This window comes from Nocardia sp. NPDC004718 (genome assembly GCF_053601535.1).
On the sequence record NZ_JBSGCA010000014.1, the window covers coordinates 83,716 to 109,161 of the forward strand.

Annotated in this window: 27 protein-coding genes and 2 pseudogenes; 13 read left to right on the plus strand and 16 right to left on the minus strand. The window is 68.4% G+C overall.

All coding sequences use genetic code 11. The features are described from left to right. The first annotated feature begins 7 nt into the window (after positions 1 to 7). The 4 genes from ACWEH3_RS13385 (at position 8) to ACWEH3_RS13400 (ending at position 3,056) form a co-directional block, all read left to right on the plus strand. The gene (locus ACWEH3_RS13385; RefSeq protein ID WP_040782732.1) at positions 8 to 379 is read left to right on the plus strand and encodes a DUF742 domain-containing protein; all 372 of its coding nucleotides are present in this window, start codon (positions 8 to 10) and stop codon (positions 377 to 379) included. 100 nt (positions 380 to 479) lie between these two features. Next, the gene (locus ACWEH3_RS13390) at positions 480 to 1,037 is read left to right on the plus strand and encodes a GTP-binding protein (protein ID WP_450023096.1); all 558 of its coding nucleotides are present in this window, start codon (positions 480 to 482) and stop codon (positions 1,035 to 1,037) included. Next, positions 1,030 to 1,839 (plus strand): MHYT domain-containing protein, encoded by an 810-nt coding sequence (locus tag ACWEH3_RS13395; RefSeq protein ID WP_450023084.1) that lies wholly within the window; start codon positions 1,030 to 1,032, stop codon positions 1,837 to 1,839. Before ACWEH3_RS13390 ends, ACWEH3_RS13395 begins: the two co-directional genes overlap by 8 nt. 119 nt (positions 1,840 to 1,958) lie before the next feature. After that, entirely contained in the window at positions 1,959 to 3,056 is a 1,098-nt protein-coding gene (locus ACWEH3_RS13400) for a glycoside hydrolase domain-containing protein (protein WP_450023082.1), read from the plus strand. Between the two features lie 423 nt (positions 3,057 to 3,479). Here ACWEH3_RS13400 and rpmF read toward each other — a convergent pair whose 3' ends face one another. The 3 genes from rpmF to mrf are packed head-to-tail and all read right to left on the minus strand — an operon-like array spanning position 3,480 to position 5,258. After that, on the minus strand, positions 3,480 to 3,653 hold the full coding sequence (gene rpmF / locus ACWEH3_RS13405) for a 50S ribosomal protein L32 (protein ID WP_355074628.1): 174 nt from the start codon (positions 3,651 to 3,653) through the stop codon (positions 3,480 to 3,482). A gap of 1 nt (position 3,654) precedes the next feature. Further along, on the minus strand, positions 3,655 to 3,915 hold the full coding sequence (locus tag ACWEH3_RS13410) for a type B 50S ribosomal protein L31 (protein WP_356963833.1): 261 nt from the start codon (positions 3,913 to 3,915) through the stop codon (positions 3,655 to 3,657). Continuing rightward, positions 3,912 to 5,258, minus strand: a complete 1,347-nt coding sequence (mrf, locus tag ACWEH3_RS13415) for a ribosome hibernation factor-recruiting GTPase MRF (protein WP_450023079.1) — start codon at positions 5,256 to 5,258, stop codon at positions 3,912 to 3,914. The genes ACWEH3_RS13410 and mrf overlap by 4 nt, the downstream gene beginning before the upstream one ends. A gap of 102 nt (positions 5,259 to 5,360) precedes the next feature. Between mrf and rpmB the strand changes: the two genes are divergently transcribed. Genes rpmB through rpsR form a run of 4 tightly spaced genes read left to right on the plus strand, consistent with a single transcriptional unit; the run spans position 5,361 to position 6,374 of the window. Next, the gene (rpmB, locus tag ACWEH3_RS13420) at positions 5,361 to 5,597 is read left to right on the plus strand and encodes a 50S ribosomal protein L28 (RefSeq protein WP_450023077.1); all 237 of its coding nucleotides are present in this window, start codon (positions 5,361 to 5,363) and stop codon (positions 5,595 to 5,597) included. Between the two features lie 10 nt (positions 5,598 to 5,607). Then, positions 5,608 to 5,778 carry a 50S ribosomal protein L33 gene (rpmG, locus tag ACWEH3_RS13425; protein ID WP_450023075.1) on the plus strand — a complete coding sequence of 57 codons (171 nt, stop codon included), beginning with the start codon at positions 5,608 to 5,610 and terminating at the stop codon, positions 5,776 to 5,778. Position 5,779: 1 nt separating this feature from the next. After that, positions 5,780 to 6,085 (plus strand): 30S ribosomal protein S14, encoded by a 306-nt coding sequence (rpsN, locus tag ACWEH3_RS13430; RefSeq protein WP_355074636.1) that lies wholly within the window; start codon positions 5,780 to 5,782, stop codon positions 6,083 to 6,085. A 34-nt stretch (positions 6,086 to 6,119) separates the two neighbouring features. Beyond that, a complete protein-coding gene (gene rpsR / locus ACWEH3_RS13435) occupies positions 6,120 to 6,374 on the plus strand; it encodes a 30S ribosomal protein S18 (RefSeq protein WP_011211513.1) in 255 nt (84 codons plus the stop codon). 88 nt (positions 6,375 to 6,462) lie between these two features. On the opposite strand, the gene ACWEH3_RS13440 is transcribed toward rpsR, so the two are convergent. Continuing rightward, a complete protein-coding gene (locus ACWEH3_RS13440; protein ID WP_450023073.1) occupies positions 6,463 to 7,047 on the minus strand; it encodes a LysM peptidoglycan-binding domain-containing protein in 585 nt (194 codons plus the stop codon). 212 nt (positions 7,048 to 7,259) lie between these two features. On the opposite strand from ACWEH3_RS13440, the gene ACWEH3_RS13445 reads away from it, so the two are divergent. Continuing rightward, entirely contained in the window at positions 7,260 to 7,721 is a 462-nt protein-coding gene (locus ACWEH3_RS13445; RefSeq protein WP_450023071.1) for a hypothetical protein, read from the plus strand. Between the two features lie 219 nt (positions 7,722 to 7,940). Here the strand turns inward: ACWEH3_RS13445 and purH are convergent, their stop codons facing one another. The 6 genes from purH to sucC all read right to left on the minus strand — a co-directional run bounded on the left by purH (position 7,941) and on the right by sucC (position 15,406). Continuing rightward, positions 7,941 to 9,512, minus strand: coding sequence for a bifunctional phosphoribosylaminoimidazolecarboxamide formyltransferase/IMP cyclohydrolase (gene purH / locus ACWEH3_RS13450; RefSeq protein WP_450023069.1), 1,572 nt, complete (start codon positions 9,510 to 9,512; stop codon positions 7,941 to 7,943). Further along, on the minus strand, positions 9,509 to 10,135 hold the full coding sequence (gene purN, locus ACWEH3_RS13455) for a phosphoribosylglycinamide formyltransferase (RefSeq protein ID WP_450023067.1): 627 nt from the start codon (positions 10,133 to 10,135) through the stop codon (positions 9,509 to 9,511). The genes purH and purN overlap by 4 nt, the downstream gene beginning before the upstream one ends. Positions 10,136 to 10,222: 87 nt before the next feature. Then, positions 10,223 to 11,719 carry a cell division protein PerM gene (locus tag ACWEH3_RS13460; protein ID WP_450023065.1) on the minus strand — a complete coding sequence of 499 codons (1,497 nt, stop codon included), beginning with the start codon at positions 11,717 to 11,719 and terminating at the stop codon, positions 10,223 to 10,225. Between the two features lie 92 nt (positions 11,720 to 11,811). Next, a complete protein-coding gene (locus ACWEH3_RS13465; protein ID WP_450023063.1) occupies positions 11,812 to 12,888 on the minus strand; it encodes a DUF5336 domain-containing protein in 1,077 nt (358 codons plus the stop codon). Positions 12,889 to 13,298: 410 nt separating this feature from the next. Then, on the minus strand, positions 13,299 to 14,213 hold the full coding sequence (gene sucD, locus ACWEH3_RS13470) for a succinate--CoA ligase subunit alpha (RefSeq protein ID WP_355074650.1): 915 nt from the start codon (positions 14,211 to 14,213) through the stop codon (positions 13,299 to 13,301). 26 nt (positions 14,214 to 14,239) lie between these two features. Next, complete coding sequence (gene sucC / locus ACWEH3_RS13475) at positions 14,240 to 15,406, minus strand: ADP-forming succinate--CoA ligase subunit beta (protein WP_039801161.1); 1,167 nt, start codon at positions 15,404 to 15,406, stop codon at positions 14,240 to 14,242. Positions 15,407 to 16,357: 951 nt separating this feature from the next. On the opposite strand from sucC, the gene ACWEH3_RS13480 reads away from it, so the two are divergent. Together ACWEH3_RS13480 and ACWEH3_RS13485 are read left to right on the plus strand one after the other, a co-directional pair. Then, positions 16,358 to 17,227, plus strand: a complete 870-nt coding sequence (locus ACWEH3_RS13480) for a M23 family metallopeptidase (protein ID WP_450023094.1) — start codon at positions 16,358 to 16,360, stop codon at positions 17,225 to 17,227. Positions 17,228 to 17,556: 329 nt separating this feature from the next. Next, positions 17,557 to 17,676 (plus strand): annotated as a pseudogene (locus tag ACWEH3_RS13485) (DUF1731 domain-containing protein); the annotation flags it as partial. Between the two features lie 221 nt (positions 17,677 to 17,897). Here ACWEH3_RS13485 and ACWEH3_RS13490 read toward each other — a convergent pair. Together ACWEH3_RS13490 and ACWEH3_RS13495 are read right to left on the minus strand one after the other, a co-directional pair. Then, positions 17,898 to 18,920 carry a hypothetical protein gene (locus tag ACWEH3_RS13490; RefSeq protein WP_450023098.1) on the minus strand — a complete coding sequence of 341 codons (1,023 nt, stop codon included), beginning with the start codon at positions 18,918 to 18,920 and terminating at the stop codon, positions 17,898 to 17,900. 45 nt (positions 18,921 to 18,965) lie between these two features. Further along, a pseudogene (locus ACWEH3_RS13495) lies at positions 18,966 to 19,142 on the minus strand (helix-turn-helix domain-containing protein); the annotation flags it as partial. A gap of 219 nt (positions 19,143 to 19,361) precedes the next feature. Between ACWEH3_RS13495 and ACWEH3_RS13500 the strand changes: the two are divergent. Beyond that, positions 19,362 to 19,676 carry a hypothetical protein gene (locus ACWEH3_RS13500; RefSeq protein WP_450023060.1) on the plus strand — a complete coding sequence of 105 codons (315 nt, stop codon included), beginning with the start codon at positions 19,362 to 19,364 and terminating at the stop codon, positions 19,674 to 19,676. Between the two features lie 33 nt (positions 19,677 to 19,709). On the opposite strand, the gene ACWEH3_RS13505 is transcribed toward ACWEH3_RS13500, so the two are convergent. The 3 genes from ACWEH3_RS13505 to pcrA all read right to left on the minus strand — a co-directional run bounded on the left by ACWEH3_RS13505 (position 19,710) and on the right by pcrA (position 23,284). Continuing rightward, positions 19,710 to 20,108, minus strand: a complete 399-nt coding sequence (locus ACWEH3_RS13505; RefSeq protein ID WP_450023058.1) for a GlcG/HbpS family heme-binding protein — start codon at positions 20,106 to 20,108, stop codon at positions 19,710 to 19,712. A 107-nt stretch (positions 20,109 to 20,215) separates the two neighbouring features. Then, on the minus strand, positions 20,216 to 20,602 hold the full coding sequence (locus ACWEH3_RS13510) for a hypothetical protein (RefSeq protein WP_450023092.1): 387 nt from the start codon (positions 20,600 to 20,602) through the stop codon (positions 20,216 to 20,218). Positions 20,603 to 20,698: 96 nt separating this feature from the next. Continuing rightward, the gene (gene pcrA / locus ACWEH3_RS13515; protein WP_450023056.1) at positions 20,699 to 23,284 is read right to left on the minus strand and encodes a DNA helicase PcrA; all 2,586 of its coding nucleotides are present in this window, start codon (positions 23,282 to 23,284) and stop codon (positions 20,699 to 20,701) included. 384 nt (positions 23,285 to 23,668) lie between these two features. Between pcrA and ACWEH3_RS13520 the strand changes: the two genes are divergently transcribed. After that, positions 23,669 to 23,962 (plus strand): chorismate mutase, encoded by a 294-nt coding sequence (locus ACWEH3_RS13520; protein WP_062977356.1) that lies wholly within the window; start codon positions 23,669 to 23,671, stop codon positions 23,960 to 23,962. A 157-nt stretch (positions 23,963 to 24,119) separates the two neighbouring features. Here the strand turns inward: ACWEH3_RS13520 and ACWEH3_RS13525 are convergent, their stop codons facing one another. Continuing rightward, a complete protein-coding gene (locus ACWEH3_RS13525) occupies positions 24,120 to 25,328 on the minus strand; it encodes a hypothetical protein (protein ID WP_450023054.1) in 1,209 nt (402 codons plus the stop codon). Positions 25,329 to 25,446: the final 118 nt, after the last annotated feature.

A 25,446-nucleotide genomic window follows, 5' to 3' on the forward strand; every position in this document is an offset into this window, starting at 1 on the left:
GCGTGAGATGTCCAACCCATACGGTCCCGGACCACGACCCACCACGCGCGTCCGGCCTTACGCCCTGACCTCGGGGCGCACCGAACCCGCGATCGACCTGCCGTTGGAGGCGGTCATCGAAACCTTGTCGTACACTGCACATCTCGACTGGCCGACCGGCGATATCCGTACCGAGATACTGCGACTCGGCACACATCGGTTGTCGGTCGCGGAGATCGCGGCACATCTGGACCGGCCGCTCGGCATGGTCCGTGTGGTGATCGGCGACTTGGTCGTCGACGGCACCATGCGCGTGCATTCGACCCTGACCGAAGAGGCGAGCTATGACGAGCGCCGTTCCCTGATGGAAAGGACATTGCGTGGACTCCGCGCCCTATAGGAATCCGGGGCCCAGTGGACACCCCGGGCCAAGTGGAAATGTCGGATCGGGCAACGCCCCCGGCCCGGATGGCTTCGAGAACCGGGTCGCCTCGACGAAGATCGTCGTCGCGGGTGGCTTCGGCGCGGGCAAGACCACGTTCGTCGGCGCGGTCTCGGAAATCGTTCCGCTGCGCACCGAGGCGATGGTGACCCGCTACTCCGACGGCATCGATGATCTCGCCGAGACGCCGGAGAAGGAGACCACCACGGTCGCCATGGATTTCGGCCGGATCATCCTGCCCGGCAACCTGGTGCTCTACCTGTTCGGCACGCCGGGCCAGCGGCGGTTCTGGTTCATGTGGGACGACCTGATCCGCGGCGCGATCGGCGCCGTGGTGCTGATCGACACCAGGCGGCTGGAGGACAGCTTCGCCGCGGTCGACTTCTTCGAGGCGCGCAAGCTACCGTTCCTGATCGCGGTCAACCGCTTCCCCGACGCACCGCGTTTCCCCATCGCGGAACTGCGCGAGGCGCTCTCGGTGCGCGAGGGCGTCCCGATCGTGGACATCGACGCGCGCAACGCGATCGAGGTGCGCCAGGCGCTCGCCGCGGTCACCGAGTACGCGATCGCCCAGCTGAAGGCCAACGAACTGGAAGGAACGGCCCGCCATGCGTGAGGTCGCGGTGCTGGCCGCGGGTAGTGCCGCCACCACGTCCGTCGACCAGTTCGCGCTCGGCTATTGGCTGGTCGGGCTGTCGGTGGGCATTTCGGTCCTCGGCGCGATGGTCGGCCTCGCCTGCATACGGCACGGCGCGCGCTCGGTCCAGTTCCGGTTGGTGTGGCTGGTTTCTGCGGCGATATCGCTGGGCGGCGTCGGTGCGTGGCTGGCCACCTCGGTGGCCATGCTGGGCCTGAAAGTGCCCGGCAGCGCGATGCGTTACGACCCGGGCAGGCTGGTCGCGGCGCTGGTGGTGTCCATCGTGGCCGTCTTCGCGGCACTGCTGATCATCGGGCGCACCCCCCGGCTCGCGCTGCTGCTGCCCGGCGGCTTGGTACTGGGCCTCGGCATCGGCGTCACGCACTACCTCGGCATCGGCTCACTGGAGATCCAGGGTTCGGTGGGCGTGACGACCTGGCTGGCCGTCGTCTCCGCCGTGATCGGGGTGATCACCGCGACGGCGACGCTGTGGCTGTTCCAGACCTTGCGCTTCCCGCTGGCCCGCGCCGCGACGGTGCTGCTGTTCGGCGTCGGCGTGGCCGCCACCTACTACACGGCGGTGGCCGCGTTGCATTTCGACGTCAACCGGTCGGCGAAGGTGCCCGACGGCGTCGAGCTGTTCGACTTCGTGTTCCCGATGTTCGTCATCGGCTTGCTCGCGCTGACCGTGCCGATCTCCGCGGTGCTGATCGCACCTGATCGCCGCGAGTTGGCCGCACCATCGAAGCCGCGCAGGCCGAAGCTGGAGCCCGCCCGCTGATCCGGTTTCGCGGCGCCATTCGGGGCCGATCGACCGTTTTCCGCTGACCGATCCCCGTCGGCGTGCCGGATTCGGCGATGCCACGGATTCACTCGGCCGGCCCACTTACAGTGGAAGCCATGCGTTTCGGTCTCGATTACGCCGCGGGTCGTCCAGGGGGCGCGGCGATTCGGGCGGCGGGGTACGACTTCGTGGTGCGGTATCTGTCCGACGGCGGCCCGAGTCTGCCCGGCAAACTGCTCACCCCGTCCGAAGCGAACGATTTGCGGGCGCACGGCATCTCGCTCGTCTCGAACTGGGAGACCACGGCCGCGCGGATGCTGGACGGCTACGGCGCGGGCATCGTCGACGCGCGTGCGGCCCTCGCGCAGGTGCTGCGCTGCGGCGGCCGGGTGGACCGGCCGATCTATTTCTCCGCGGATTTCGACGCGACGCAACAGGACCAGTTGCGCGTCAACGCCTATCTGGACGGTGCCGCGACCGTGCTCGGCCGCGCGAACGTCGGTATCTACGGCGGGTATTGGACGGTCAGCCGCACACTGGATGCCGGGTACGCGACCTGGGCGTGGCAGACCGACGCCTGGTCCGGCACGAACGTGGAGACCAGGCGTGCCATTCATCAGACGCGCCGCCAGGTGACGGTCGGCGGCGTGCGCTGTGACGTGAACGAGGCCGAGACGATCGATTTCGGCCAGTGGGATTTCGTGGAACGGGAGGAGCCGGACGTGACGCCGGAACAAGAGGCAGTGCTGCGCGACATCCAGATTCAGCTGCGCGGACCCGACTTGTCCGGCTGGCCACAGCTGGGCGCCGACGCGGACGGCCGGAATCGGACGCTGGTGGACGGATTGGCCGCGGCGCTGACCAGAATAGCCGCGCTGGAGCGCGAATCAGCCGAGTTGCGAACGCAAGTAGGCGAATTGCGTACCGAGATCAGCGAACTGGAGGCGACGACGGCCGAGCTGACCGAGCAGGTGGAGCGCTGGAACGGACGACACTGGCCGTGGCCGCTGTCGCTGATCGAGGGTCCCGCGGCGCTTGTCGGTGAACAGCTGGCCCGCCTCGAGGCGCTGCTGCCGGACTTTCCCGGCCTGCCCGGACACGACGGCGAGCGGCGCGCACCGGGCGGCGACGCCGGGCTTACGGCGTTGACCTCGAAAGACCGAACCCACACCGGCGCGATCGACGAACGCGCGCGGCTCGGTGAGCGGGAGTGACGGGGCGAGCGAAACCGGCTGAACGGCCCCAAAATTGGCGATGGACGGGTTCTCTTGGGAACCAAGAGAACCCGCCCTCGACGACGAGGGTACCGGTATCGGGCTGCGCGCGCATCATTTTCGGCGAACTTTTCCTCGGCCCAAAACCGACCGACAGTCCGGGATTCCGCGTGTGGCTATCCAGTCGCAATCACTTCCGGCGCAATAGTGCGACGTGATGCAGGACACATTGGTAGCTAGAAAATAGCTACACTGTCGATAACCGACCGGAAATTTTTTTCCGAAGGGCGCCGAAGTGCCCGTTTCCGGACAGTAGACCAGTATCCGGCCCGTTCCAGGCGAGGTCGGCATCGGTCGAGCAACCGGCCGTCGCTGGCGGCCTCGGGCACGGCAGCTCCTACGATCTCCGTGCGGGCGTACCGCTCAGAGTTTCTCGACGTCGATCAAGCCGCGCCGCACGGCCGCGACCAACCTGCGCGGCACCCGACGCACGACGCCTCCCACGGTCACCGCCACCAGATCCACCGGTGCGGCCTTCCAGTTCGACCGGCGGCTGCGGGTGTTCGACCGCGACATCTTCCGCTTCGGCACCGCCATCTCAGGCCTCCTTCCGCACGCGCTTGCCGTATTTGCGTTCGAACTTCTCCACCCGCCCCTGGGCGTCCAGCACGCGGTGCGCACCGGTCCAGAACGGGTGCGAATCGGCGGTGACGTCCACCGTCAGAAGCGGATAGGTGTTGCCGTCGGCCCACTCCACGGTGCGGGTACCGGTTGCCGTGGACCGGGTGAGAAACCGCTTGCCAGTGCTCACGTCCTCGAAGACCACCGGGTGGTAGTCCGGATGGATACCTTTCTTCATTTCGACTCTCCTTTCGGGGTTTTCAGGTCCTGCACGGGCTGCACTGCCTCCCCGTCACTCGCGCATGGATCGGCGTGCCACTCGCCGAACGGGTCCTCCCATCGGGCGACCCGCTCCGGCGCGCGCTCGACCAAGCGCAGTTCGTCGTCCTCCACCAGCGCCCAGTGCAGCGCCTCCCGGATCCGCGCCGGATCGGCGTCGTGTACCAGGATGGACAGCGAGACGTCCCGGTCGCCGAATCGCTCGTCCCAGCGCAAGGCGGCCATGGCGAGACGCTCCGGGTCCGCCTCGGCCCGTTCCGCTTCCGGCATCGCGGCCAGCCAGCGCCCCGCACCGCCCACCCGCAGGCCACCGCCGGCGGATTCGAGCCACACGACCTCGTCGGGCTGGGTGGCCAGCCACAGGCGGCCGCGCGCGGTCACGACGCCGTCGAACAATACGTCGAGCGCCTTGTGCAGGCGGGCGGGATGGAACGGCCGCGCCGCGGCGAACTCCACGAGTTCGACGCCGTAGTCACTGGTCAAGGGCGGTCGGCCACGCAGAAGCGGTGCGTGCGCGTCGAAGACCCGCCCCCGGCGCGAATCGGCGGGGACGCGCGCGAGCAGCGTTTCGACCAGCGCGGACGTGACGGAAGCCGGCTCGTCCGCCCAGGCGATCGGCGCGCCGGGAACCAGCCTGGCCAGGACCGCGGCGAGCTTGCCTCGCTCGACCGCCGCGTCGACGAGCAGCGCTCCGTCCGCGGCGGCGCCGAGGACGAGGACGGCATCGGCGAAATCCACCTGCCCGACCGCGACCTGCGCCACCGTCCGGTCGTCCTCGGCGGCGGCGAGACCGCGTTCGGCGAGCGTCTCGTCGCTGGTCGCGTCGGCGAGCCAGACGCCGGCGTCCAGGCAGGTCAGGACCGCGTCCACCCGGACGTCGCGCACGGCCGGGCCGTCGATGCGACCGTGCACGCCGGTGACCACGACGTGCTCGATGGCTCGGCACACCGCCTCGGCCTCGAACGCGGGGTCGAGCGCGAGCACGATGCGATCCACCGACTGCCGGCGGGAGAGGGTGCACAGCAGCGGAAGCAGATCCATCCGCAGCGTGCAGGAGACACAGCCGTGCGCGATCTCGAGCACGGTCGAAGTCTCCTGCGTCGCGGTGCGCACCGTGCGACGCACGACGCCCTCCCGCAGCTGGGTCAGATCGTGGCGGACCACGACGGTGCCCGCGGCCGCGCCCAGCACCGCGGCCGCGCGATCCACGCCCGCCGCGGCGAGTCCGGCGAAACCGGCGAGCACCAGCACGGACGTTCTGCGGTCGGTGCCGGGTGGGACCAGGGTGGAATCCGCAGCCACCGGGAACCCCTTTCAGTAACGATTTTCATTTGCCGTACGGCAACGGTACATTGTCGAGTAGCCGTTGTCGAAAATGATTGTCATCTACTGGAGGGAGTCCGGATGTCGGCCCACTGCCAGGTCACCGGGCGCAAGCCCGGATTCGGCAAGTCCGTGTCGCACTCGCACAAGCGGACCAGCCGCCGCTGGAACCCGAACGTCCAGCGCAAGACCTACTACCTGCCCAGCGAAGACCGGCGCATCACGCTGACCGTCTCCGCAAAGGGCATCAAGACCATCGATCGGGACGGGATCGAGGCCGTGGTGGCGCGGCTCCGTGCCCGTGGCGACAGGATCTGAGGAGCGACCCATGGCGTCGAAATCGACCGACATCCGCCCGATCGTCAAGCTGAAGTCCACGGCGGGCACCGGGTACACCTACGTGACCCGCAAGAATCGCCGCAACGACCCGGACCGCCTCGTGCTGCGCAAATACGATCCGGTGGTGCGCGGGCACGTCGACTTCCGTGAGGAGCGCTGAGATGGCCAAGAAGTCGAAGATCGCGCGCGATCAGCAGCGCAGGACGATCGTGGCGCGCTACGCGGGGCGCCGCGCCGAACTGAAGGAGCTCATCCGGAAGCCGGGCACACCGGAGGCCGAACGCACGGCCGCCCAGGCCGAACTGCGGCGGCAGCCGCGCGACGCCAGTCCGGTACGATTGCGCAATCGGGACGCCGCCGACGGACGACCGCGCGGTCACCTCCGGAAGTTCGGACTTTCCCGTGTGCGTGTGCGCGAGATGGCCCACCGGGGCGAGTTGCCCGGTGTGCACAAATCGAGCTGGTAGACAACCACTGATCTCGTGAGAAGGAACTCGTCATATGGCAGTCAAGCGAGCACCGTCGAAGAAGGTTCGCGCAGAGCAGGCCCGCCGTCCGAAGAAGAACCCGCTCATCGCCGCCGGCATCGAGACGGTCGACTACAAAGACGTGAACCTGCTGCGTACGTTCATCTCCGATCGCGGCAAGATCCGCAGCCGCCGGGTCACCGGGCTCACCCCGCAGCAGCAGCGCCAGGTCGCCGTCGCGGTGAAGAACGCCCGTGAGATGGCGCTGCTGCCGTTCACCAGCCGCTAGGCGCACTCCGCGACACGAGCGAACCGGAAAGACCCCCGATGCGCGAGCACCGGGGGTCTTTGTCGTCGTCGCTACCGAACCGGCCGGGTCACGGGATGGTCAGGACCTGGCCGGGGTTGATCGCGTCCGGGTTCGGGATGCCACTGGCGTCCGCGATCTCCCGGTAGCGGTTGCCGTCGCCGTAGAAACGCTCGGCGATCGCCCACAGGGTGTCGCCCGGCTCGACGGTGTAGGTGCGCGGCTCCGGCGCGGGCGGCGGAGGCGGCACCTCCTCGGCGGCGGGAGCCGCGACTTGCTCTTGCACCGGTTCCGCTTCCGGCTCCGGGGCTGGCAGCGGAGTGTCGGTGTCGGTGCCGGAGGCCCACAGCGCGCTGCCGTCGGTGCCGTACAGCACGACGTTGCGATCCGCTTGCACGACCAGCCGATCGGCGGCCCGGTCGTTGGTCTCCGTCGCCCAGACCGCGCCGTCGCTCTTGTAGAGGACGAAGTTGCCGTCGTGCTGCAGTACGGCCCGCTCCACGCCTTGGTCGTGCGTCTGGGTGGCCCACACGACATTCCCGCCCGGCTCGGACAGCACTAGATTGCCGTCGTCCTGCAGGGTGAGAGTGTAAGCCCCGCCCTGGAGGGACTGCCCTCGCCCGAGTTCTTCGCCTACGCGCAGCGTGTCGACCACGATACTTCCTTTCCGGAAAAAGCTGGTAGAGCATCCGACATGATGAGCGCCGCAACGACTCCAGCGCGCATCCCCGCAGAACTTACTGCCCCCGAACGACTTTGGGAGCTATTAAGCGCAGGGTTCGCGGAACGTTCACTGTGGGGTTCGTCCCAGTGCACGACGCACCCGCTGTGCGGTATGTGAACCGACGCCGGGACTAGGGTGTCGGTATGGATCGGATCCAGGCCGGACGCGCCGCCACAGTTGTCGCCGTAGTGCTCGCCTGTCTTGCCGCCGCGGGCTGCGGCGGCTCGGACGACGAAGGGAGAACGCCGAGCACGAGCGCCTCTCCGAGCGCGGCGGCGCGCACGCCCACCGAGGACCCGCGCGGGAACCAGGGCAACGAATTCACCGCCGACCCGTCCATCGTCGGCGCGCATCCGATCCCATTCCAATCGTGGACTCGATTGGGAGACAACAAGATAGCCGTGAACTTCGAAACCGGTTCGCCGGAGTGCTACGGCGTGGACGCCACGGTCACCGAGACCGCGTCGACGGTCACGGTCGAACTGCGCTCCGGCAGCCGCGCCGAGGCGGTGGGCCGCATGTGCACGATGATCGCGGTCTTCGGCACACTGGAGGTACCGCTGAAAGAGCCACTCGGAAACCGTACGGTGCTCAGCGCGGTCTAGCGCTCGGTGCGCACGACAGGCTGGTCCCGCACTGTTCCCTCGTAACCGAATAGCTGCCGGCTTGCGACGGGCCGCCTCGCACGGCTCCTCATGCGCCCCAGCACAATTCTCGGAGGGGACCACCGAAACCCTTGCCCGACCACGCGATACGGGCGGGAATCGAACGAAGAACGCCGCGCCGGATCCTCGATCCGACGCGGCGTCGCGGAACCATCGAGCTCAGTGGGCGAAGTGGCGGGCCCCGGTGAGATAGAGGGTGACGCCCGCCTCGCGGGCGACGTCGATGGTCTCCCGGTCGCGCACCGAACCGCCGGGCTGCACGATGGCGCGGACACCGGCCGCGATCAAGGTCTGCGGACCGTCCGGGAACGGGAAGTAGGCGTCGGAGGCCGCCACCGACCCCTTGGCCCGGTCCCCGGCCCGCTGGACCGCGAGGCCCACCGCGTCCACGCGGTTGACCTGGCCCATGCCGACACCGACCGAAGCGCCGTCGTGCGCGAGCAGAATCGCGTTGGACTTCACGGCCCGGCAAGCGCGCCAGGCGAACGCCAGATCGGCGAGCGTTTCCGCGTCGGCGGCCTCGCCGGCGGCCAAGGTCCAATGAGCCGGGTCGTCGCCCGGCGCGTCCAGCACGTCACGCTGCTGCAGCAGGGCGCCGCCGCTGATCGGACGCAGTTCGGCGCCCGCGCGCGTCGGCGGCTCGGCCACGAGGATGCGCACGTTCTTCTTGCGCTGCAACACCTCCACCGCGCCGTCGGCGTAGGACGGCGCGACGATCACCTCGGTGAAGATCTCGGCGACCTGCTCGGCCAGTTCCACGGTGACCTCGCGGTTCGCCGCGATCACCCCGCCGTACGCGCTCACCGGATCGCAGGCGTGCGCCTTGCGGTGCGCCTCCGCGATGTCGGCGCCGAGCGCGATGCCGCACGGGTTGGCGTGCTTGATGATCGCCACGGCCGGAGCCTCGTGGTCGTAGGCGGCGCGCCAGGCCGCGTCGGCGTCGACGTAGTTGTTGTACGACATCTCCTTGCCGTGCAACTGCCGCGCCTGCGCCAGCCCGGGGCCGCCGTCGCCGTTGGTGTACAGGGCCGCGGACTGATGCGGGTTCTCGCCGTAACGCAGCACCGCCGACCGCTCCCAGGTGCCGCCGAGCCACTCGGGGAACCGGACAGCGGTGTCCTCGGCCGTGCCGCCCGCGCTCAGCACGTTGGTCATCCAGCTCGCGACCGCCACGTCATAACTCGCGGTGTGCTGGAAAGCCTTGGCCGCCAAAGCTGTGCGCTCGGCCAAGGTGAAGCCGCCGGACTTCACCGCGGCGAGCACGTCGTCATAGTCGCCGCTGTCCACGACCACCGCCACCGACGGGTGGTTCTTCGCCGCGGCGCGCACCATGGACGGGCCACCGATATCGATCTGCTCCACGCACTCGTCCGGGGTCGCACCACTGGCCACGGTCTGCGTGAACGGGTAAAGGTTCACCACCACCAGCTGGAACGCCTCGACGCCGAGTTCGACCAGCTGATCGACGTGCTCCTGCTTGCGCGAGTCCGCCAGGATGCCCGCGTGCACCCGCGGGTGCAGGGTCTTGACCCGGCCGTCGAGGGTCTCCGGGAACCCGGTCAGGTCCTCGACCTTGGTCACCGGGATGCCCGCGTCCGCGATCCTGCCCGCGGTGGACCCGGTCGAGACCAGCTCGATGCCCGCCGCGTGCAGACCGGTAGCGAGCTCCACGAGACCCGTCTTGTCGTAGACGCTCACCAGCGCCCTGCTGATCGGCTTGCGTTCACTCACCGGAGAACTCGCTCATCTGGGATAACTGCCTTTCGTCCATCGGAGACAATGCCTCGCGTCGCGACGGCGGCGACGACCTCCGCCAGCAACCGTCGCTCGACGATCTTGATGCGCTCGTGCAGGGTGGCCTCGTCGTCACCCGGCAGCACCGGCACCGCCTCCTGCGCCAGGATCGGCCCGGTGTCCACGCCCTCGTCGACCAGGTGCACGGTGCAGCCGGTGACCCGCGCGCCGTAGGCGAGCGCGTCCCGCACGCCGTGCGCGCCGGGAAACGCGGGCAGCAGGGCGGGGTGGGTGTTGATGATCCGTCCGCCGAACCGGTCCAGGAAAGCGGGACCGAGCAACTTCATGAAGCCCGCCGACACCACCAGATCCGGCTGGTGCTCGGCGACCGCCTCGGTGAGCTCGGCATCCCACGCGGCGCGGTCCGGAAAGTCCTTCAGCGCCACCCGAAAATGCGGTACGCCCGCGGCGTCGGCATGGGTGGTGGCCGCGCACAGCCGGTCGACGCCGACCGCGACGATCTTCGCCGGATAGCCGGGCGCGGCCGCGGCGTCCAGCAGGGCGTGCAGCAGCGAACCGGTGCCCGACGCCAGGACGACGACGGTGGCCGGCGTCGTCACGGGCTTCCACGAGGCATACGGGGACGTCAGCGCTCTACTCCCTGATCGATCGGATAGCGGACGGATGCGGCACCGCCGGGTTAAAGCCTAACGACCGTCCACCCGGTCACTGTCCGGCAGGTCCGCCTCGACCACTTCGGCGTCGACGATGTCGCCCGCGGCGTGGTCGTGATGCCGACCGACGGTCTCGATCGCGGGCGGCTCGTCGACGAGTTCGGCGTCCAGCGGGGCCTCCAGCTCGGGCCGGTCGTAGTCGTCGTAGTAGTCGTCGTCCTCGTAGTAGTCGCCGTCGTCGGTCTCGTAGTAGTCGTCGTAGTCGGCGTCGTCGTCGTCGGGGTAATCGTCGTACGGATCGGTGTAGTCCGCCGGTGGGACGCCGACCGGCACGAGGAACCAGCGAGCGAACACCAGGCCCGCGTAGCCGGGGATCGCCAGCCAGGCGAACGTGACCGAGGCGAAGATCGGCAGTTGCAGGCCGACCCGGCCCACCTCGCCGAGTTCGCCGCCCGCGACCGCGCCCGCCACGGTCAGCGCGAGCGCGGCGAGCGCGGCGGAGACGAGCGTGGCCCACGGCGCGCCGATCCGGTCGGTGGAAGTGCGCGCGATGTCCAGCCCGCCGAGCACGCCGACCGCCGCGGGGATCAGCAGCACCACCGGCCACCATCCCGCCGCCGGACCGGTCGGCACCGCCGCGAGCAACGGAAACGCCGGGATCGGGCCGCCGACGACGGAGAACAGTCCGAACGAGGCGACGCCGATCTGCGCGCTGGAACCGACCAGCACACCGACGGTGTGGATCACCAGGTTCGGCAGATACGCCAGCGAGAGCAGCGTCAGGCCGAGGACGCCACCGGCATTGTCCGCCGACTGATACATGTCACCGAGCCGCGAAACGTGGACGAGGAACGAGACCACCACCACGGCGCTCGCGCAACCCAGCAGGCGCAGGACCGACCGACCCGCGCCGTACAGGCCGGAAACCGCCCAATCGGGCAGCCGCAGCAGCACGAACAACTCGCGCCGGAGACGGACGGCGATGCCGATGGCGGCGGCGAGCAGATACAACGCGGCGACCCACACGAACGCGGCGAGGGTGTTCGGCGGTTGCAGCGCGATGACACCGGAAGCGTCTTCGGTGACCGCGAGGCAGACGATGGTGACCAGCAGCGGACCGCCCACCGCGGCGCCGACGATCCACCCGAGATCCGCTCGGGTGCATTGCGGTTCCACGGCGCGCGCGCATTCCCGCGCGGCCAGCCAGACCAGCAGGGCGGTCGGCAACAGCGGAAGCAAGCCGAGCGAGGTCTTGCCGATCACCAGCGGAACCTGGTGCACGCCCAACCAGGAGGCGGCGATCGCGCCGGAGGCGCCGTCCAGATCGCTGCCCGCCGCCAGGAGCGTGGCGAGCACGAGGACGACGAGGGTGGTCAGCCCGAAGGCGGACGGGCGGCCCGCTACGGCGATGAGCACCCTGGACCGCTCCGGGGTGAGGGACAGAAACCCGGCTTCGTCCGCGTCGGGGTGCGGCTGCGACGAGCGCGGCCCGCCGATCCGGCGGGCCGAGGAGTTTCTGGAGGAGCTCATGGCATTTCAGCGTGGCATCCTCCCCGGCGCGAACGGGTCAGGCGCGCCGCAGGCACGCGATCGCCGCACCGGGGAGGACGCCGCTGAGCTCTCTACTTGTTCTTGTCGTCCGAAGGACGGAATGCCTGGGTGGCATCCGAGGAAGGGTCACCGCTCTGCTCGCCGCCGAACGGACCGCTCGGCTGGCTCGGCTGGCTGGTCTGCGCCTGCTGCTGGCCGTAGCCCGGGGAACCGTAGGGCGACTGCTGACCGGACTGCTGCTGGCCGCCGAAGTGCTGGGTCACGCTCTCGTCGGGGCGCGGCTGCGCGCCGTACGGCGAACCCGGCTGCTGGGGCGCGCCGTAGGCCGTGGTCGGCTGGCTCTGCCCGTAAGGCGACTGCGGCTGTCCGTACGCCTGGCCCTGCTGGCTCTGTCCGTAGCTCGGCTGGCTCTGCCCGTAAGGCGACGGCTGCCCCTGCTGGGACGGGAACTGCGGCGGCGCGGACTGGGCGCCGTACCCGGCCTGCCCATAAGGGCTCGCGCCGTAGCCGGGCTGCTGACCCGGCTGCCCGTAGGACTGCTGCCCCGGTCCGTACGACGGCTGCTGCTGGCCGTAGCCGCCCTGACCGAACCCGCTCGGCGCGGCGGCGGGGCGCGGGGCGGGCGCCTTGAGGATGCCCACCTCGAACAGCGTCGCGGCGATCGCCAGCGCGGCCTGCACGAAGGACAGCACGAGCAGGACGAACGCACCGACCTTCAGCTCGCTGCCCGAACCGAAGTTGAACGACTGGAACAGCAACGCGACGAAGCCGGCGGTCGAAGCCGCCGCGGCCGCGCCGGTCCAGTTCTGCCTGGGCAGCAGCGACAGTCCGGCGAGCAGGCCGCCGAGCAGCAGCAGGCCGAGCAGCGGTGAGCCGGACGCGACCTCGAAGAGGTTGGCCGTCTCCGTCGTGCTGACCGTGCGGCCGCCGATATCGATCGGCTTCCTGCCGAGGAACGGCAGGAAGCCGAGCAGGAAGTTGATCACGCCGAGCGCCGCTACGCCGACCACCAGGAAGAACGGCAGACCTTTGGCATCGGAACCGGTAGCGCTCGAACCTGAAGTGGCACCACCCGCGGCCGGACTCTGGCTGGATGGCGCTGAGGGCGAGGGTGTGTTGTACCCAGAGCCCCCGGTCGGGTAGGACATGTCGTCGTCTCCTAAATCGAGTCGTACATGGTCTTCACGGCTGGATTACTTCTGACGCTACTGCACTCCCTCGCCGAGGTCATCCCGCCGCGACGGCCGAGGCGAGCGGATTCGCCCGCGTCACGGCAGGTCGCGGCGGTGTCCGGCGCGAAGCTCCTAGCGAGACCACCTACCGCTCATTGAAACTGTTGCCCGCGATGGCGCTTTTCACACCACCCGGATTCTCAATAGCGGGGAATTCCCGGTGCCAACTCGATGAACCATCCGCCCTGCTGCCTCGTGATGGATTGCGAGGAGAACCGCGAGTGGCTGGACCGGACGCTCGGCTTCTGCCCAAGCCTGAGCCCCCGCCACACATGACGAAGGCCGCCCCCCGAATTCGGAGGCGGCCTTCGTGCACGGTGCGGAGATCAGGCGCTGATGCTGGCCTTCTCCAGGATCTCGCGAGCCAGCGCGGCGGTCTCGGACGGCGTCTTGCCGACCTTCACGCCCGCGGCCTCCAGCGCGTCCTTCTTCGCCTGGGCGGTGCCCGACGAGCCGGACACGATGGCGCCCGCGTGGCCCATCGTCTTGCCCTCGGGGGCGGTGAAGCCTGCCACATAGCCGACGACCGGCTTGGTGACGTTGGCCTTGATGTAGGCCGCGGCCCGCTCCTCGGCGTCGCCGCCGATCTCGCCGATCATCACGATCAGCTTGGTCTCCGGGTCCTTCTCGAACGCCTCGATGGCGTCGATGTGGGTGGTGCCGATGACCGGGTCGCCGCCGATGCCGATGGAGGTCGAGAAGCCGAAGTCGCGCAGCTCGTACATCATCTGGTAGGTCAGCGTGCCCGACTTGGACACCAGGCCGATCGGGCCCTTGCCGGTGATGTTGGCCGGGGTGATGCCGACCAGCGACTCGCCGGGGGTGATGATGCCGGGGCAGTTCGGGCCGATGATCCGGGTCTTGCCGCCCTTCTCCACGTTGTAGGCCCACGCGTAGGCGGTGTCCTGCACCGGGATGCCCTCGGTGATGACCACCAGCAGCGGGATCTCCGCGTCGATGGCCTCGATGATGGCGTCCTTGGCGAACTTCGGCGGCACGAACGCGATGGACACGTCGGCGCCGGTCTCCTTGATGGCCTCGGCGACGGTGCCGAACACCGGCAGCTCGACCGCGTTGCCGTCCTTGTCGGTGTGCGCGACGGTGGTGCCCGCCTTGCGCGCGTTCACACCGCCGACGATCTGGGTGCCCGCCTTCAGCATCAGCGCGGTGTGCTTGGTGCCCTCGCCGCCGGTGATGCCCTGGACGATGACCTTGGAGTCCTTGTTCAGGAAGATAGACATTTCTTTTCGTCCTTACTCGGCCGTCGTTATCGGGCGGCTGCCAGTTCGGCGGCCTTGTCGGCGCCTTCGTCCATTGTCTGCGCCAGCGTCACCAGCGGGTGGTTTGCGTCGGCCAGGATCTTGCGGCCCTCATCGACGCGGTTGCCGTCCAGGCGGACGACCAGCGGCTTGTTGGCCTCGTCGCCCAGGATCTCCAGCGCCTTCACGATGCCGTTGGCGACCGCGTCGCACGCGGTGATGCCGCCGAACACGTTGACGAACACGCTCTTGACCTGGCTGTCGTTCAGGATGACGTCCAGACCCGCTGCCATCACCTCGGCCGAGGCGCCGCCGCCGATGTCCAGGAAGTTGGCCGGCTTCACGCCGCCGTGGCCCTCGCCCGCGTAGGCGACGACGTCCAGGGTGGACATGACCAGACCCGCGCCGTTGCCGATGATGCCGACCTCACCGTCGAGCTTGACGTAGTTGAGGTCGTTCTCCTTGGCCTTGAGCTCGAGCGGATCGGTCGCGTCCTTGTCCGCGAACGCCTCGTGCTCCGGGTGCCGGAATCCGGCGTTCTCGTCGAGGGTGACCTTGCCGTCCAGCGCGAGGATCTCGTCCTGCGGGGTGCGCACCAGCGGGTTGACCTCGACCAGGGTGGCGTCCTCCGCGACGAAGACCTCCCACAGCTTCTGGATGGTCACGGCCGCGGCGTCCAGCACGTCGGCGGGCAGGTGGCCCTGCTCGGCGATCGAGCGCGCGAACGCCAGGTCGACGCCCTTGACCGCGTCGACCGGTACCTTCGCCAGCCGCTCCGGCTTGGTCGCGGCGACCTCTTCGATCTCCATGCCGCCCTCGACCGAGCACATGGCCAGGTAGGTCCGGTTGGCCCGGTCCAGCAGGAAGGAGATGTAGTACTCCTCCGCGATGTCCTTGGCCTCGGCCACCAGGATCTTCTTGGTGATGTGGCCCTTGATGTCCAGGCCGATGATGTTCTGCGCGTGCGTGAGCGCGTCGTCCGGGGTCGCGGCGTACTTGACGCCACCGGCCTTGCCACGGCCACCGGCCTTCACCTGGGCCTTGATCATCACCGGCTTGCCGATTTCCTCCGCGATGGCGCGGGCGTCCTCGGCCGTGTCCGTGACGCGGCCCTCGGACGAAGGCACTCCGTGCTTAACGAAGAGCTCCTTCGCCTGATATTCGAAGAGATCCATGTACTCACCGTCTCGTCTGCGTTGTGATGACAACGTCTTTGTTGGCGGCCCGACGTCGGAAGCGGGTCGGGTCGGACTCTAACCAGTCACATGGAGGGCCAATCGGCCACGTTCATCCTAAGTGGCACAGGTCACCCGGCGTCGTCCGGAGCGGCAAAACCGCTGGCCAACGCTACTGGCGAGTAGGTTGCCGACGCCGCGCCAGGTAGAGGACCGAACCCGGGAGCGCGCCGGAATCTACTACAACTTGTCGTTGAGCGACCTCTCCGGAGTGCCCATACCGCAGTGAGATATTCCATGGGCAAAGCGTGATCAATCTCACATGTTTGTTACGGAAGCTGCGCACCGCTTGTCGCGGCTCAATCGTTTCGTTACCGTCAATGCGGTCGATGTCACAACACGGTCACGACTAGGAGGACGGCAAGCTTTGACGCAGCACAGCGCTCCGCAGACGGAGAGCCGCTCCGCATTCGACCGATCGACGCCGCTGGTCAGGCGGCTTCCAAGTTCCATCAGCTTCACGATGTGGCACCGCCGATGAACCACAGCTCCACCTTCGCTCCCACTGATCGCTCGCGGACGGGACATCGTTACCGCCCCGACGACGAGTCCTTCGCCCCGGCGAGCTACGCCGAGCCATCGTTCGACCCGCACTACGCCGGGTACGAGGCTCCGCAGGGCGAGTACGACTTGCAGGCCGCCGGATACGGCTTCGAGACCGAGTCGCCCGTCCACGACGGCGGCTACGACCAGTCGGTCCACGCGAACGCGGCCTCCGACAACTCCTGGGCCACGAACAACGCTTGGTCGCAACAGGAGTGGGCTCAGCAGGAGGCCTGGTCCGATGGCGCGGCATGGAACTCCGGCGAGGCGTGGAACTCCGGCTCGGCATGGAACTCCGGCGAGGCGTGGGCCGAAGAGGAGACCTGGGCGCCCGACGAGCAGGCCTGGGTGTCCGACACCGGCTGCTGGGCTCCCGAGGAGTCCTGGGCGACCGAGACCGCCGAGCCCGAGTCCGAGTCCGACGAGGAGCCGGGCGCACGCGCTCTTCCGACCGTCATCCCCGGGCGCCGCGCCACGAACAGGCGCGGTGGCGCGCACCGGGTGGCCGCGCCGCCCGCCGCGCTCAAGGGACGCGCCGCGGTGGCGGCCGTCGCCGCGGGCGCTGTCGTAGCGGCCGGGCAGGCCGCCTTCGCTTCGCCCGACCAGCCCTCGCAGGCGGTCGACTACGAAGCCGCGGGGCAGATCCACGAGATCGCCGCGCAGTCGATGAACGTGGCCGACCCCACGGCGGCGCTGGACTCACCGCAGGTGCTGAGCGTTTCCGCGCCGGCCAACCTCGATCAGTTCAACGACATTCTGCAAAAGGGCCAGAAGTACGCCGAGGATCTCGCCGCACAGGAGTCCTCGAAGCTTCGCCCGCTGTTCACCAAGTTCGCCGCGGGCACGTTCACCTCCGGCTTCGGCGCCCGCTGGGGCGTGCAGCACCTGGGCATCGACATCGCGGGCCCGATCGGCACCCCGATCTACGCCGTGGCCGACGCCACCGTGATCGAGGCCGGTCCCGCGTCGGGCTTCGGCATGTGGGTCCGCCTGCTGCACGACGACGGCACCATCACCATCTACGGCCACATCGACACCGCCACGGTGTCAGCGGGCCAGCGTGTGCTCGCCGGTGATCAGATCGCCACGATCGGCAACCGCGGGTTCTCCACCGGCCCGCACTGCCACTTCGAGGTTTGGTTGAACGGCACCGACAAGGTCGACCCGCTGCCCTGGCTGGCCACCCGTGGCATCAGCCTCGGCCCGCAGCGCGACTGAGCGACGCGTCGACGCTTGCCTGACGCGCCTTCCCAGTCGGTGGGCCGCAACCCGGCGGACCATGGATCGCACTAGCCGGAGGTGGATGTACGCTCCTCCGCTGTGTTCGCGCCCGATGAATGCGGGCGCGAAACCGGTTGCAGCACATAGCTGCTCGCAGCAGTACGGTCAGCCCCTGCTCGCCCCATCGCAGCGGGTTGCTCACCATGAACGCGGGCGTGCGACCCGGCTTCGGGTGCGAAACTTCGTCCTGTGCGCGGTCGGCTCACCCGCTCGGTAATGGCATGTCGCGCTAGAGGGGGTGGCGCGCCCCGCAGCTTGGTCGGCGCTCCGATCCCGCGCTCGGTCTTACCGGCCGTCACGCCACGTCGGAGCTACTGAAGAAGGCAGGTTTCACCTTCCGCTACCCCGCCCTCGACAAGGCGTTGGCTGACCTGCTGCCGCATTGACACGGCGAAACAGACCCGTCATGCCGCCCTCTCCGACAGGATGGTCCACGCCAAGGAAGTTCGGACCGTATCGCTCACGTCTACGCAGCGTTGGAGCCCCCGGTACTGCTCGCCTACGATGCGTCACGGGTACTGTGCGCTGCCGCGCTACCGTTGCTGGCGAACAACTCCCGGGCGACCTTTCATATACCCTTTGCGATGTCGGCGCGGCGGCGCCGGACTCACGGGGCGGGGGTGCCGGTGGGGGCTGCGTCCTCGAATAGTTCGGGGGCCGTGCGGCGAATCTTGCACAAGGCAGTAGTGGTACGCACGGAATTGACGGCGTGCAACGCGGCTAAAGCGGAGCGCCACATGTCGACGGCATCGGTGTGCTTGCCGCGTTTCCAGTGCAGCAGACCGGTTTCGGCAGCGCTGAGCGCCCACACGCGGGCGTGAGTCTCGCGATCCCAGATGCCGGTGGCGAGCTCGTAATAACGTTCGGCATTGGCGAGGTCGCCCAGAGCAAGGAACGTCTTCGCGGCCTGGTCCACGACCGTGCCCTTGTTCGGGCACCACATCGACACCCAGCGGGGTTGTTCGCTGGTCAGGTCAGGAGTTATGTGTGGTTCGGCGGTCCGCAGAGCAGCCAGTGCTCGGCCGTGGTCGCCGGTTTCGGCGTGACAGCGGGCGACAGCGATTGTGAGCAATGCCGTCGCATCTGGTCCGAGTTGGCCGCCGTCCCGAGTTACGGCCGCTTCGGCGAGGACGGGACTGAAGTTCGGCTGGCCGATATCCGTTCCTTGCATGGCGAGGATGCGCAGCACCCATGCGTCTTGGCCGGGCATCTGGCTTTCCTCCGCCAGCCGAAACGCCGACAGGAAATACCGCTGCGCGATGCCGTCCTCCCCGGCGTCGTGCGCTTTGAAACCCGCCAGGTAGGCCAATTCGGCGGCGGCGCTGAAGGCGGCGGAACGGACCGTCGAATCGGCGAACCGCGAGCGCAGCAGCGACGCCACGTCGGTACTCAGGAATTCGGCGACGGCGGTTCGGCCGATGCCGCCGCCTTTGACTTCGTCCATGCGCAGGAAGGCATCCGTGATTCCCTGGACGGCACGAACTTCCGGCATGCCGGCGTGCGTCGATTCATCGACGCGGACCAACCGGGCCATATCGGACTGCGCCACCAGCGCTGTCGCGGAGAGTGCGGCGCTGTAGACAGATGTGCGGAGGAACGACCGCCGGTCGACATCCGCTCGGCCCAACATACTGACCAGTGTGGCAGGGTCGCATGTCATTTCGCCGCATGCGCGCGTATACGCAGCAACCACGTCGGCCGAGGCGGCGCGCGTTCCCGTCTCGACATGCCCCAGGTAACTGCGTGAAAACGGTATGCGCGCTGCCAGTCCGGCCAGCGAAAGGCCCGCCGCCTGCCTGGCGGCTCGCAGACGTTCCCCGATATCAGGAGGAAACCCCCCGTCCGTCCCCATGCGTGAATCGTAGGCGGATCAGTAGACGCGCTGTAGCCGTTTTCCCAGTCCAGAGCGAAGTTCTACGCGCGACGCTTGCAGCCGCACCCACCCGGCGAGCGCGTCTGTTCCGCCGCCCGGAACGGACGCACCGCCCGCCGTGAGCGGCTCGCGGTGACCACCACCTCGCCGGGTGGCGTGCACCCAAGTAACAAACGAGAACAGCAGGGGTGAAACGCGATGGGGTTCAACTGGTGGCGAGACGGCGAGCAGGACGACATGTCGGCGCAAGCGATCATCGATCGCGTAGCCGCCGAGTGGCGCGCCGCACGCGAACGCGAACGGATCAGCGCCGAGCGGCCCGAGCCCGGGCTGTGGCCTACCGGTTGGCCGCACGAAGCTCCCGAAACGCCGTTGAGCGTTCCGGAAGCGCATCAGACCATGCAACGGCACAGGGCATGCCGAGCCGATCAATGCCCGCGTAAGGCAGCGGCCCGGCAGACGCTCATCGACGCCGGGCGCATGAAGCCGGACACTTCGCGTGAACAGCGCTGAACGGCCGGGAGGGGCACCGGCGGGTATGGGTATTCACCCCGACCGAACGGCCGCCCACGCAATCTTGTGATCGACGATCGGGGTTGTCGCGCCGGACACTCCGAGCGCACCGAGCAGGACGCCGCCCGTTCTGATCAGGACACCGCCGCCGTGCGGCACGAACGGTTCGCCCGAGGACACCGCTCCGCGCAGCAGATGCCCCAGGTCGTTGAGCGGGGCCATCTGAATGGTGTCGAAGCCGAGTGCGATCGCGGCGGCAGCTTTGTGCTGGGCGGAGTCGATGGTGGGCAGCGAGGCGCCGGGCATGCGTGCGAATGCCATCAGATTGCCGTCGGCGTCGACCACTGCGATCGTGACCGTTTCCCTGCGGTCGGCCGCGGCTCGCCGTGCGGCGGCGACCACCGACTCGGCTCGCTCGAGCGAGATCGTCATGGGTCCAGAATGACGCACCACCGCAAGAAGGTCGGAGTGTCGAGAAAGAGCACGAGAAGGGCCGGGTCCGCGCGCATGGTGGTAAGGGACGGAGGACAGCGGCCGCTCTACGGCGCCGCTGCGATCGCGAGGCCGACCAGCGTGACGACCTTGACGACCTCCAGGCCGATGTACCAGTAGTGGGCGTGGGAGCGCGGCAGTTTCTCGCCCGCCAGCACGCGATCGGAGCGGCGTGAAAGCGGCGGGCGCACCACCACGATTTGAACGGCCAGCACTGCCGCGGCGACGCACAGCCACGCCCACGTCGCCGCGCCGGGGCCGACGATCACTGCGGCGAGCACCAACAGCACCGCGAGCACGGCCTCCACGGTGTTCAGCGCACGGAACACCAAGCGGCCGATCCCGAGGCCGAGCGCCAGCGTGACCCCTGGGGCGCGGAACTTCAGCGGCGCTTCCAGGAACGAGATGGCCAGCACCATGCCGAGCCAGAGCATGGGCAGGAACCATAGGAGATGCTGTGCGGCCGTATCCACGTCGCGGACGCTACCGGCGCGACGCCGACAGAAGCAGGGTCGAAAGGCCCACGCGGCCTATAGCTTGACCAACGTCCGGCTGTACTGCGGGATCAACCGGATCTTGCCCGCGGTGCCGAAGTCGATGGTCACCGTGGCCAGTGGGCCGAAGCCCTCCGCCGCGATCACGCGGCCGAGACCGTACTTGTCGTCGCTGACCCGATCGCCCACGGCGAGGACCAAATTCGTGTTGTTGCGGGTCGCGCCGCCGGGAGCGGGCCTGCGCGGACCGCGATCACGCAAGCCGGGACGCGGCTCCGCCCAGCCGTCGCCGCGGGTCCAGTCCCGCTCCAGCCCGTCGTCGTCCCCGCCACGCCGCCGCAGACCCCTCGTCGCGGGTGAACCGGCGGGCTCGAGCCGACGCCAGTCGATGAGGTGGCCCGGAATCTCCTGGAGGAAGCGCGATTCCGGGTTCGACACCGGCTGGCCCCAGCCGGAACGCACCACCGCCCGCGTCAGATACAGCCGCCGCCGGGCCCTGGTGATGCCGACGTACGCGAGGCGGCGTTCCTCGGCCAGCTCGGTGGGATCGCCCAGCGCCCGCATGTGCGGGAACTGCCCGTCTTCCCAACCCGTCACGAACACCACCGGGAATTCCAGCCCCTTGGCGGTGTGCAGCGTCATCATCGTGACCACCCCGGAGCCCTCGTCCGGAATCTGGTCGGTATCGGCCACCAGCGAGACCCGCTCGAGGAACGCGGCGAGCGAACCGGGATCCGGCTCCCCCTCGCCCACCTCGGGCAACAGCCCCTCCTGCCGGGCGGCCTCCGCGTTGTTGTGCGCCTCGGAGCTGAACTCGCGCGCGACGCTGACCAACTCGTTGAGGTTGTCCAGCCGAGCGCCGTCCTGCGGATCGTCGGACGCCTCCAGTTCGGCGCGATAACCGGTGCGCTCCAGCACCGCGTCGACGACGTTGCCCAGGTCGGGGAAGTCGGACTCCGCTTGTTCGCCCGCGGCCCTGATGTCGTCGAGCAGCTCCAGGAAGCCGGCGATGGCGCGCTGAGCGCGCGTGTTCAGCAGTGCCACCTTGCCTTCGGCGGCGTCGCGCAGGGCGGCGGCGAAACCGATCCCGCGCTGTTCGGCATGGACCGCCACGCAGGCTTCGGCTCGGTCACCGATGCCGCGGCGGGGCGTATTGAGGATGCGGCGCATGCTCACCGCATCCTCCGGGTTCTCCAGCACGCGCAGGTAGGCGACCACGTCGCGCACCTCTTTGCGCTCGTAGAAGCGGACGCCGCCGACCACCTTGTAGGGCAGGCCCATCCGGATGAAGATCTCTTCCAGCGCGCGAGAGTTGTTGTTGGTGCGGTAGAACACCGCGACGTCACCGTAGTTGGCCTCGCCCTGGTCGACCAGCCGGTCGATCTCGCGGGCGACGAAGGACGCCTCGTCGTGTTCGTTGTCGGCGACGTAACCGGTGATCAGGTCGCCCTCGCCGGAATCGGTCCACAGCTTCTTCTCGCGCCGGTTCTCGTTGCGCGAGATCACCGCGTTGGCGGCGGAGAGGATGTGCTGGGTGGAGCGGTAGTTCTGCTCCAGCAGAATGGTTTCGGCGTCGGGGAAGTCGCGCTCGAACTCCTCGATATTGCGGATCGTCGCGCCCCGGAAAGCGTAGATGGACTGATCGGCGTCACCCACCACACACAGTTCGCTCGGCGGCACCCGGTCCTCGTCGCCGCCTTCCACGTGGTGGCCGACCAGCTCGCGGATCAAGACGTACTGCGCGTGGTTGGTGTCCTGGTACTCGTCCACCAGCACGTGCCGGAACCGGCGGCGGTAGTACTCGGCGACCTGCGGGTGGTGCTGAAGCAGCGCCACGGTCTCGCCGATCAGGTCGTCGAAGTCCAGCGCGTTCGCCGAGCGCAGCCTGCGCTGATATTCGGTGTAGACCTTGGCCACCAGGCCGGGCAGCTCCGTGTCGTCCGATTCCGCGTCGGCGGTGGCACGGGCCGGGTCGATGAGTTCGTTCTTGAGGTTCGAGATCGCCGTCGCGAGCAGGCGCGCCGAGTACTTCTTGGCGTCGATGTCCAGGTCGCGGCTGATCATGGTGAGCAGGCGCCGCGAATCGTCCGCGTCGTAGATCGAGAAGTTCGAGTTCAGGCCGGGCAGCAGCGCCGCCTGGGTGCGCAGGATGCGGACGCAACTGGAGTGGAACGTCGACACCCACATGGCGTTCGCCCGCGGGCCGACCAGCCCGGTCACCCGCTCCCGCATCTCCGCGGCGGCTTTGTTGGTGAATGTGATGGCCAGCACCTGGCCCGGCGTGACACCGCGGGCGGCCAGCAGGTAGGCGATGCGGCGGGTGAGCACGGCCGTCTTGCCCGAGCCCGCGCCCGCCACGATGAGCAGCGGGGATCCGGTGTGCACCACCGCCGCGCGCTGCTGTGGATTGAGGCTGTCGAGCAGGCGCTCGGCCTCCTCGGCGCGCCGCTGTTCCCGCTCGACGCGCTGCCGTTCGCGCTCGGCGTCCGTGGGCGGCGCCTCGGGAACGGAGGCAGGCTGCCACCCCTCCCCCGCGTTACCGCCGGCGAGCTGCGATTTCGATGTGGGATCCGGGTGCACGACCCGACCGCCCTGCGTCTTGGGAGCCACCGTGATGTCCATCGTCCATCCACGCTACCGGCGGGCACCGACAGAGATGAAGCCCCGGGTGATGTCGGTATCGGTTCGGCGCCGGTCGACTGAACGGCGGGTGAACTCCCCCGGGTGGGAAGGGCGGGCGAAACGACCTGCGTTTCTCGCGACATTGCCAAACGTATACGTTTTGCATACCCCCCTGCCCGTGGCACACTGGCGACATGCTCAGCGCTTTCGCAAGACGTCCGATTCGGCTGCCAGCCGAACGCCGGGATCGCGGAGCCTGTACCTGAGCACGCCTTCTGGGGGGACAATACAAGGCCCCACCAGGTCTGTTTCACGGTGAAAGAACTGATCGGTAACGAGCCGTCGGCACCCGCCGATCCATGTTCTGACACGAGGAGATGAATGATGAGCACCCCTGCCACGACGACCGGGTCCGAATCCGCGCTGCCGCAGACCGAGGCCGAGATCGACAAGCTCCGCAAGGAGATCGACCGTCTCGACGCGGAGATCCTGGCCGCGATCAAGCGCCGTACGGAGATCTCCCGGATCATCGGCCGGACGCGCATGGCGTCAGGCGGGCCGCGCCTCGTGCACAGTCGCGAGATGAAGGTGCTGGAGCGCTTCAGCGAGCTCGGTCAAGAGGGCCACACCCTCGCCATGTTGCTGTTACGCCTCGGCCGCGGTCGTCTCGGCCACTGATCTGACCCCCACGCGGCGCTCGCGAGACCGTCGCTTTCGAATAGACCGCCCCGGGCTATGCCACCCGGGGCGGTCGCTTCATGTCCGCCCGGGCCGCCTACCACCCGGGGCCGACGGTCTCCAGACCGTCGGCTCGGTGGATGGTGCCCCACCGACGCTATCCGGGGGCCGCGGCCGGTCCATCACCTGCGGTGGAATCGTTCAGTGCCCGCAGGTCGGCCCTCAGCTCTGCTTCGATCGGTTCGGCATGCGAGCGCATAACGGGATGCACATGGCGAAGATGCTCGAGGTCTTGGCTCGTCCGTTCGATCGCGGCCGCTCGTTCCGCGGGGCTGCCCTCCGCCGCGATCGTGCGATTGGTCAGGACACGCCAATCCACTCCGGATTGGTCCAGCGCCTGTCGCAACGCCGGACTGGGTGACTGGTGCAACCCGATGAAATCTATGTCCGCGGTTGTCAGATCGAACATCTGGGCTTCGATGAAATGGTTGGCGCGAAAATCTGCTCCGAGATAGTCGCGGCCGATAGGAGCGAGATCGCGTACTCCGACGCCATAGGAATATTCCGACGGGTTGTCCAGGGGGGAGGGTATCGCCCGTTCCCTTTCCACCAGCGAGTCACCGAACGTGATGGTCGTTCGTGACCGGACCTCCGGCTTCAGGTAGATCTGATTGTCGCCGTAGTTCAGCTCCGACAACCCATCGATCATGCCGTCTTGGGAAGGACGCACTCCGTCCACGGCAACGTAGCCGTAGACGGGCGGGTTGTCGTGGACGTGCGGGCCGAACCACTCTTCTTCGGCATGAGCGCGAACGCCCACGGGGTTGCGGGTGCCCCTGATTCGCCCTTCCTCGAGGAGTGCCACGAGTTTGTCGTCGCGGACGCGGATAGCGAGCGGTTTCCCGTCGAGCGCGTCCTTCAGTTCACGCCGCATCTGCTCGCGTAGGTCGGCGCTGTCCCGGCCGAGAGAAGCCGCTGTTTCCTCGATTCTCCGGTCGATGATGGCGTATTGCTCCAGCCGGGACAGCCGACGGTTGGCTATGAAGTCATACAGGTCCTCGTCGGTCGGTCCCTTCTTGCCGAAACGTCGATTCAGTTCGGCTTCGAGTCTCTGTCCGGCCCGGCTCAGCGACGCTCGGTCCGGCGGCGGGGGGCACAGATCCCGCCCCGGACCGGCATCGCCACCTGCCGCACGCCGGATCGCGAGCGCACCGTCGGCGTCACCGTGCGTGTGCACATCGACGACTTGCCGGGAAGCGCGGGCCGCGCCTGTCTTCATGTCCGCGAGGCCCTCGGCTTCCCTCTTGGTCAGCCGTTTCAGATCGTCCACGGCCCGCAAGAAGGCTCTGACGATGCCGTTGCTCAATCAGGCGTCACCGGCACCCGCACCTTCTCACGATCAGCCCCTTCGCCTCCTCGGACCCCAGGTAGAGGCTAGTGTCGATGATCGCCGAAGTCGTCCCCCGGAAAGCATGGGCGGCTGG

Excerpts from the sequence above, each read along its gene's own strand:
- ACWEH3_RS13385 (WP_040782732.1), top strand. The coding sequence starts at position 8 with ATGTCCAACCCATACGGTCCCGGACCACGACCCACCACGCGCGTCCGG.
- ACWEH3_RS13395 (WP_450023084.1), top strand. The coding sequence starts at position 1,030 with ATGCGTGAGGTCGCGGTGCTGGCCGCGGGTAGTGCCGCCACCACGTCC.
- ACWEH3_RS13400 (WP_450023082.1), top strand. The coding sequence starts at position 1,959 with ATGCGTTTCGGTCTCGATTACGCCGCGGGTCGTCCAGGGGGCGCGGCG.
- rpmF (WP_355074628.1), bottom strand. The coding sequence starts at position 3,653 with ATGGCGGTGCCGAAGCGGAAGATGTCGCGGTCGAACACCCGCAGCCGC.
- ACWEH3_RS13410 (WP_356963833.1), bottom strand. The coding sequence starts at position 3,915 with ATGAAGAAAGGTATCCATCCGGACTACCACCCGGTGGTCTTCGAGGAC.
- rpmB (WP_450023077.1), top strand. The coding sequence starts at position 5,361 with ATGTCGGCCCACTGCCAGGTCACCGGGCGCAAGCCCGGATTCGGCAAG.
- rpmG (WP_450023075.1), top strand. The coding sequence starts at position 5,608 with ATGGCGTCGAAATCGACCGACATCCGCCCGATCGTCAAGCTGAAGTCC.
- rpsN (WP_355074636.1), top strand. The coding sequence starts at position 5,780 with ATGGCCAAGAAGTCGAAGATCGCGCGCGATCAGCAGCGCAGGACGATC.
- rpsR (WP_011211513.1), top strand. The coding sequence starts at position 6,120 with ATGGCAGTCAAGCGAGCACCGTCGAAGAAGGTTCGCGCAGAGCAGGCC.
- ACWEH3_RS13445 (WP_450023071.1), top strand. The coding sequence starts at position 7,260 with ATGGATCGGATCCAGGCCGGACGCGCCGCCACAGTTGTCGCCGTAGTG.
- ACWEH3_RS13460 (WP_450023065.1), bottom strand. The coding sequence starts at position 11,719 with ATGAGCTCCTCCAGAAACTCCTCGGCCCGCCGGATCGGCGGGCCGCGC.
- ACWEH3_RS13465 (WP_450023063.1), bottom strand. The coding sequence starts at position 12,888 with ATGTCCTACCCGACCGGGGGCTCTGGGTACAACACACCCTCGCCCTCA.
- sucD (WP_355074650.1), bottom strand. The coding sequence starts at position 14,213 with ATGTCTATCTTCCTGAACAAGGACTCCAAGGTCATCGTCCAGGGCATC.
- sucC (WP_039801161.1), bottom strand. The coding sequence starts at position 15,406 with ATGGATCTCTTCGAATATCAGGCGAAGGAGCTCTTCGTTAAGCACGGA.
- ACWEH3_RS13490 (WP_450023098.1), bottom strand. The coding sequence starts at position 18,920 with ATGTTGGGCCGAGCGGATGTCGACCGGCGGTCGTTCCTCCGCACATCT.
- ACWEH3_RS13500 (WP_450023060.1), top strand. The coding sequence starts at position 19,362 with ATGGGGTTCAACTGGTGGCGAGACGGCGAGCAGGACGACATGTCGGCG.
- ACWEH3_RS13505 (WP_450023058.1), bottom strand. The coding sequence starts at position 20,108 with ATGACGATCTCGCTCGAGCGAGCCGAGTCGGTGGTCGCCGCCGCACGG.
- ACWEH3_RS13510 (WP_450023092.1), bottom strand. The coding sequence starts at position 20,602 with ATGCTCTGGCTCGGCATGGTGCTGGCCATCTCGTTCCTGGAAGCGCCG.
- pcrA (WP_450023056.1), bottom strand. The coding sequence starts at position 23,284 with ATGGACATCACGGTGGCTCCCAAGACGCAGGGCGGTCGGGTCGTGCAC.
- ACWEH3_RS13520 (WP_062977356.1), top strand. The coding sequence starts at position 23,669 with ATGAGCACCCCTGCCACGACGACCGGGTCCGAATCCGCGCTGCCGCAG.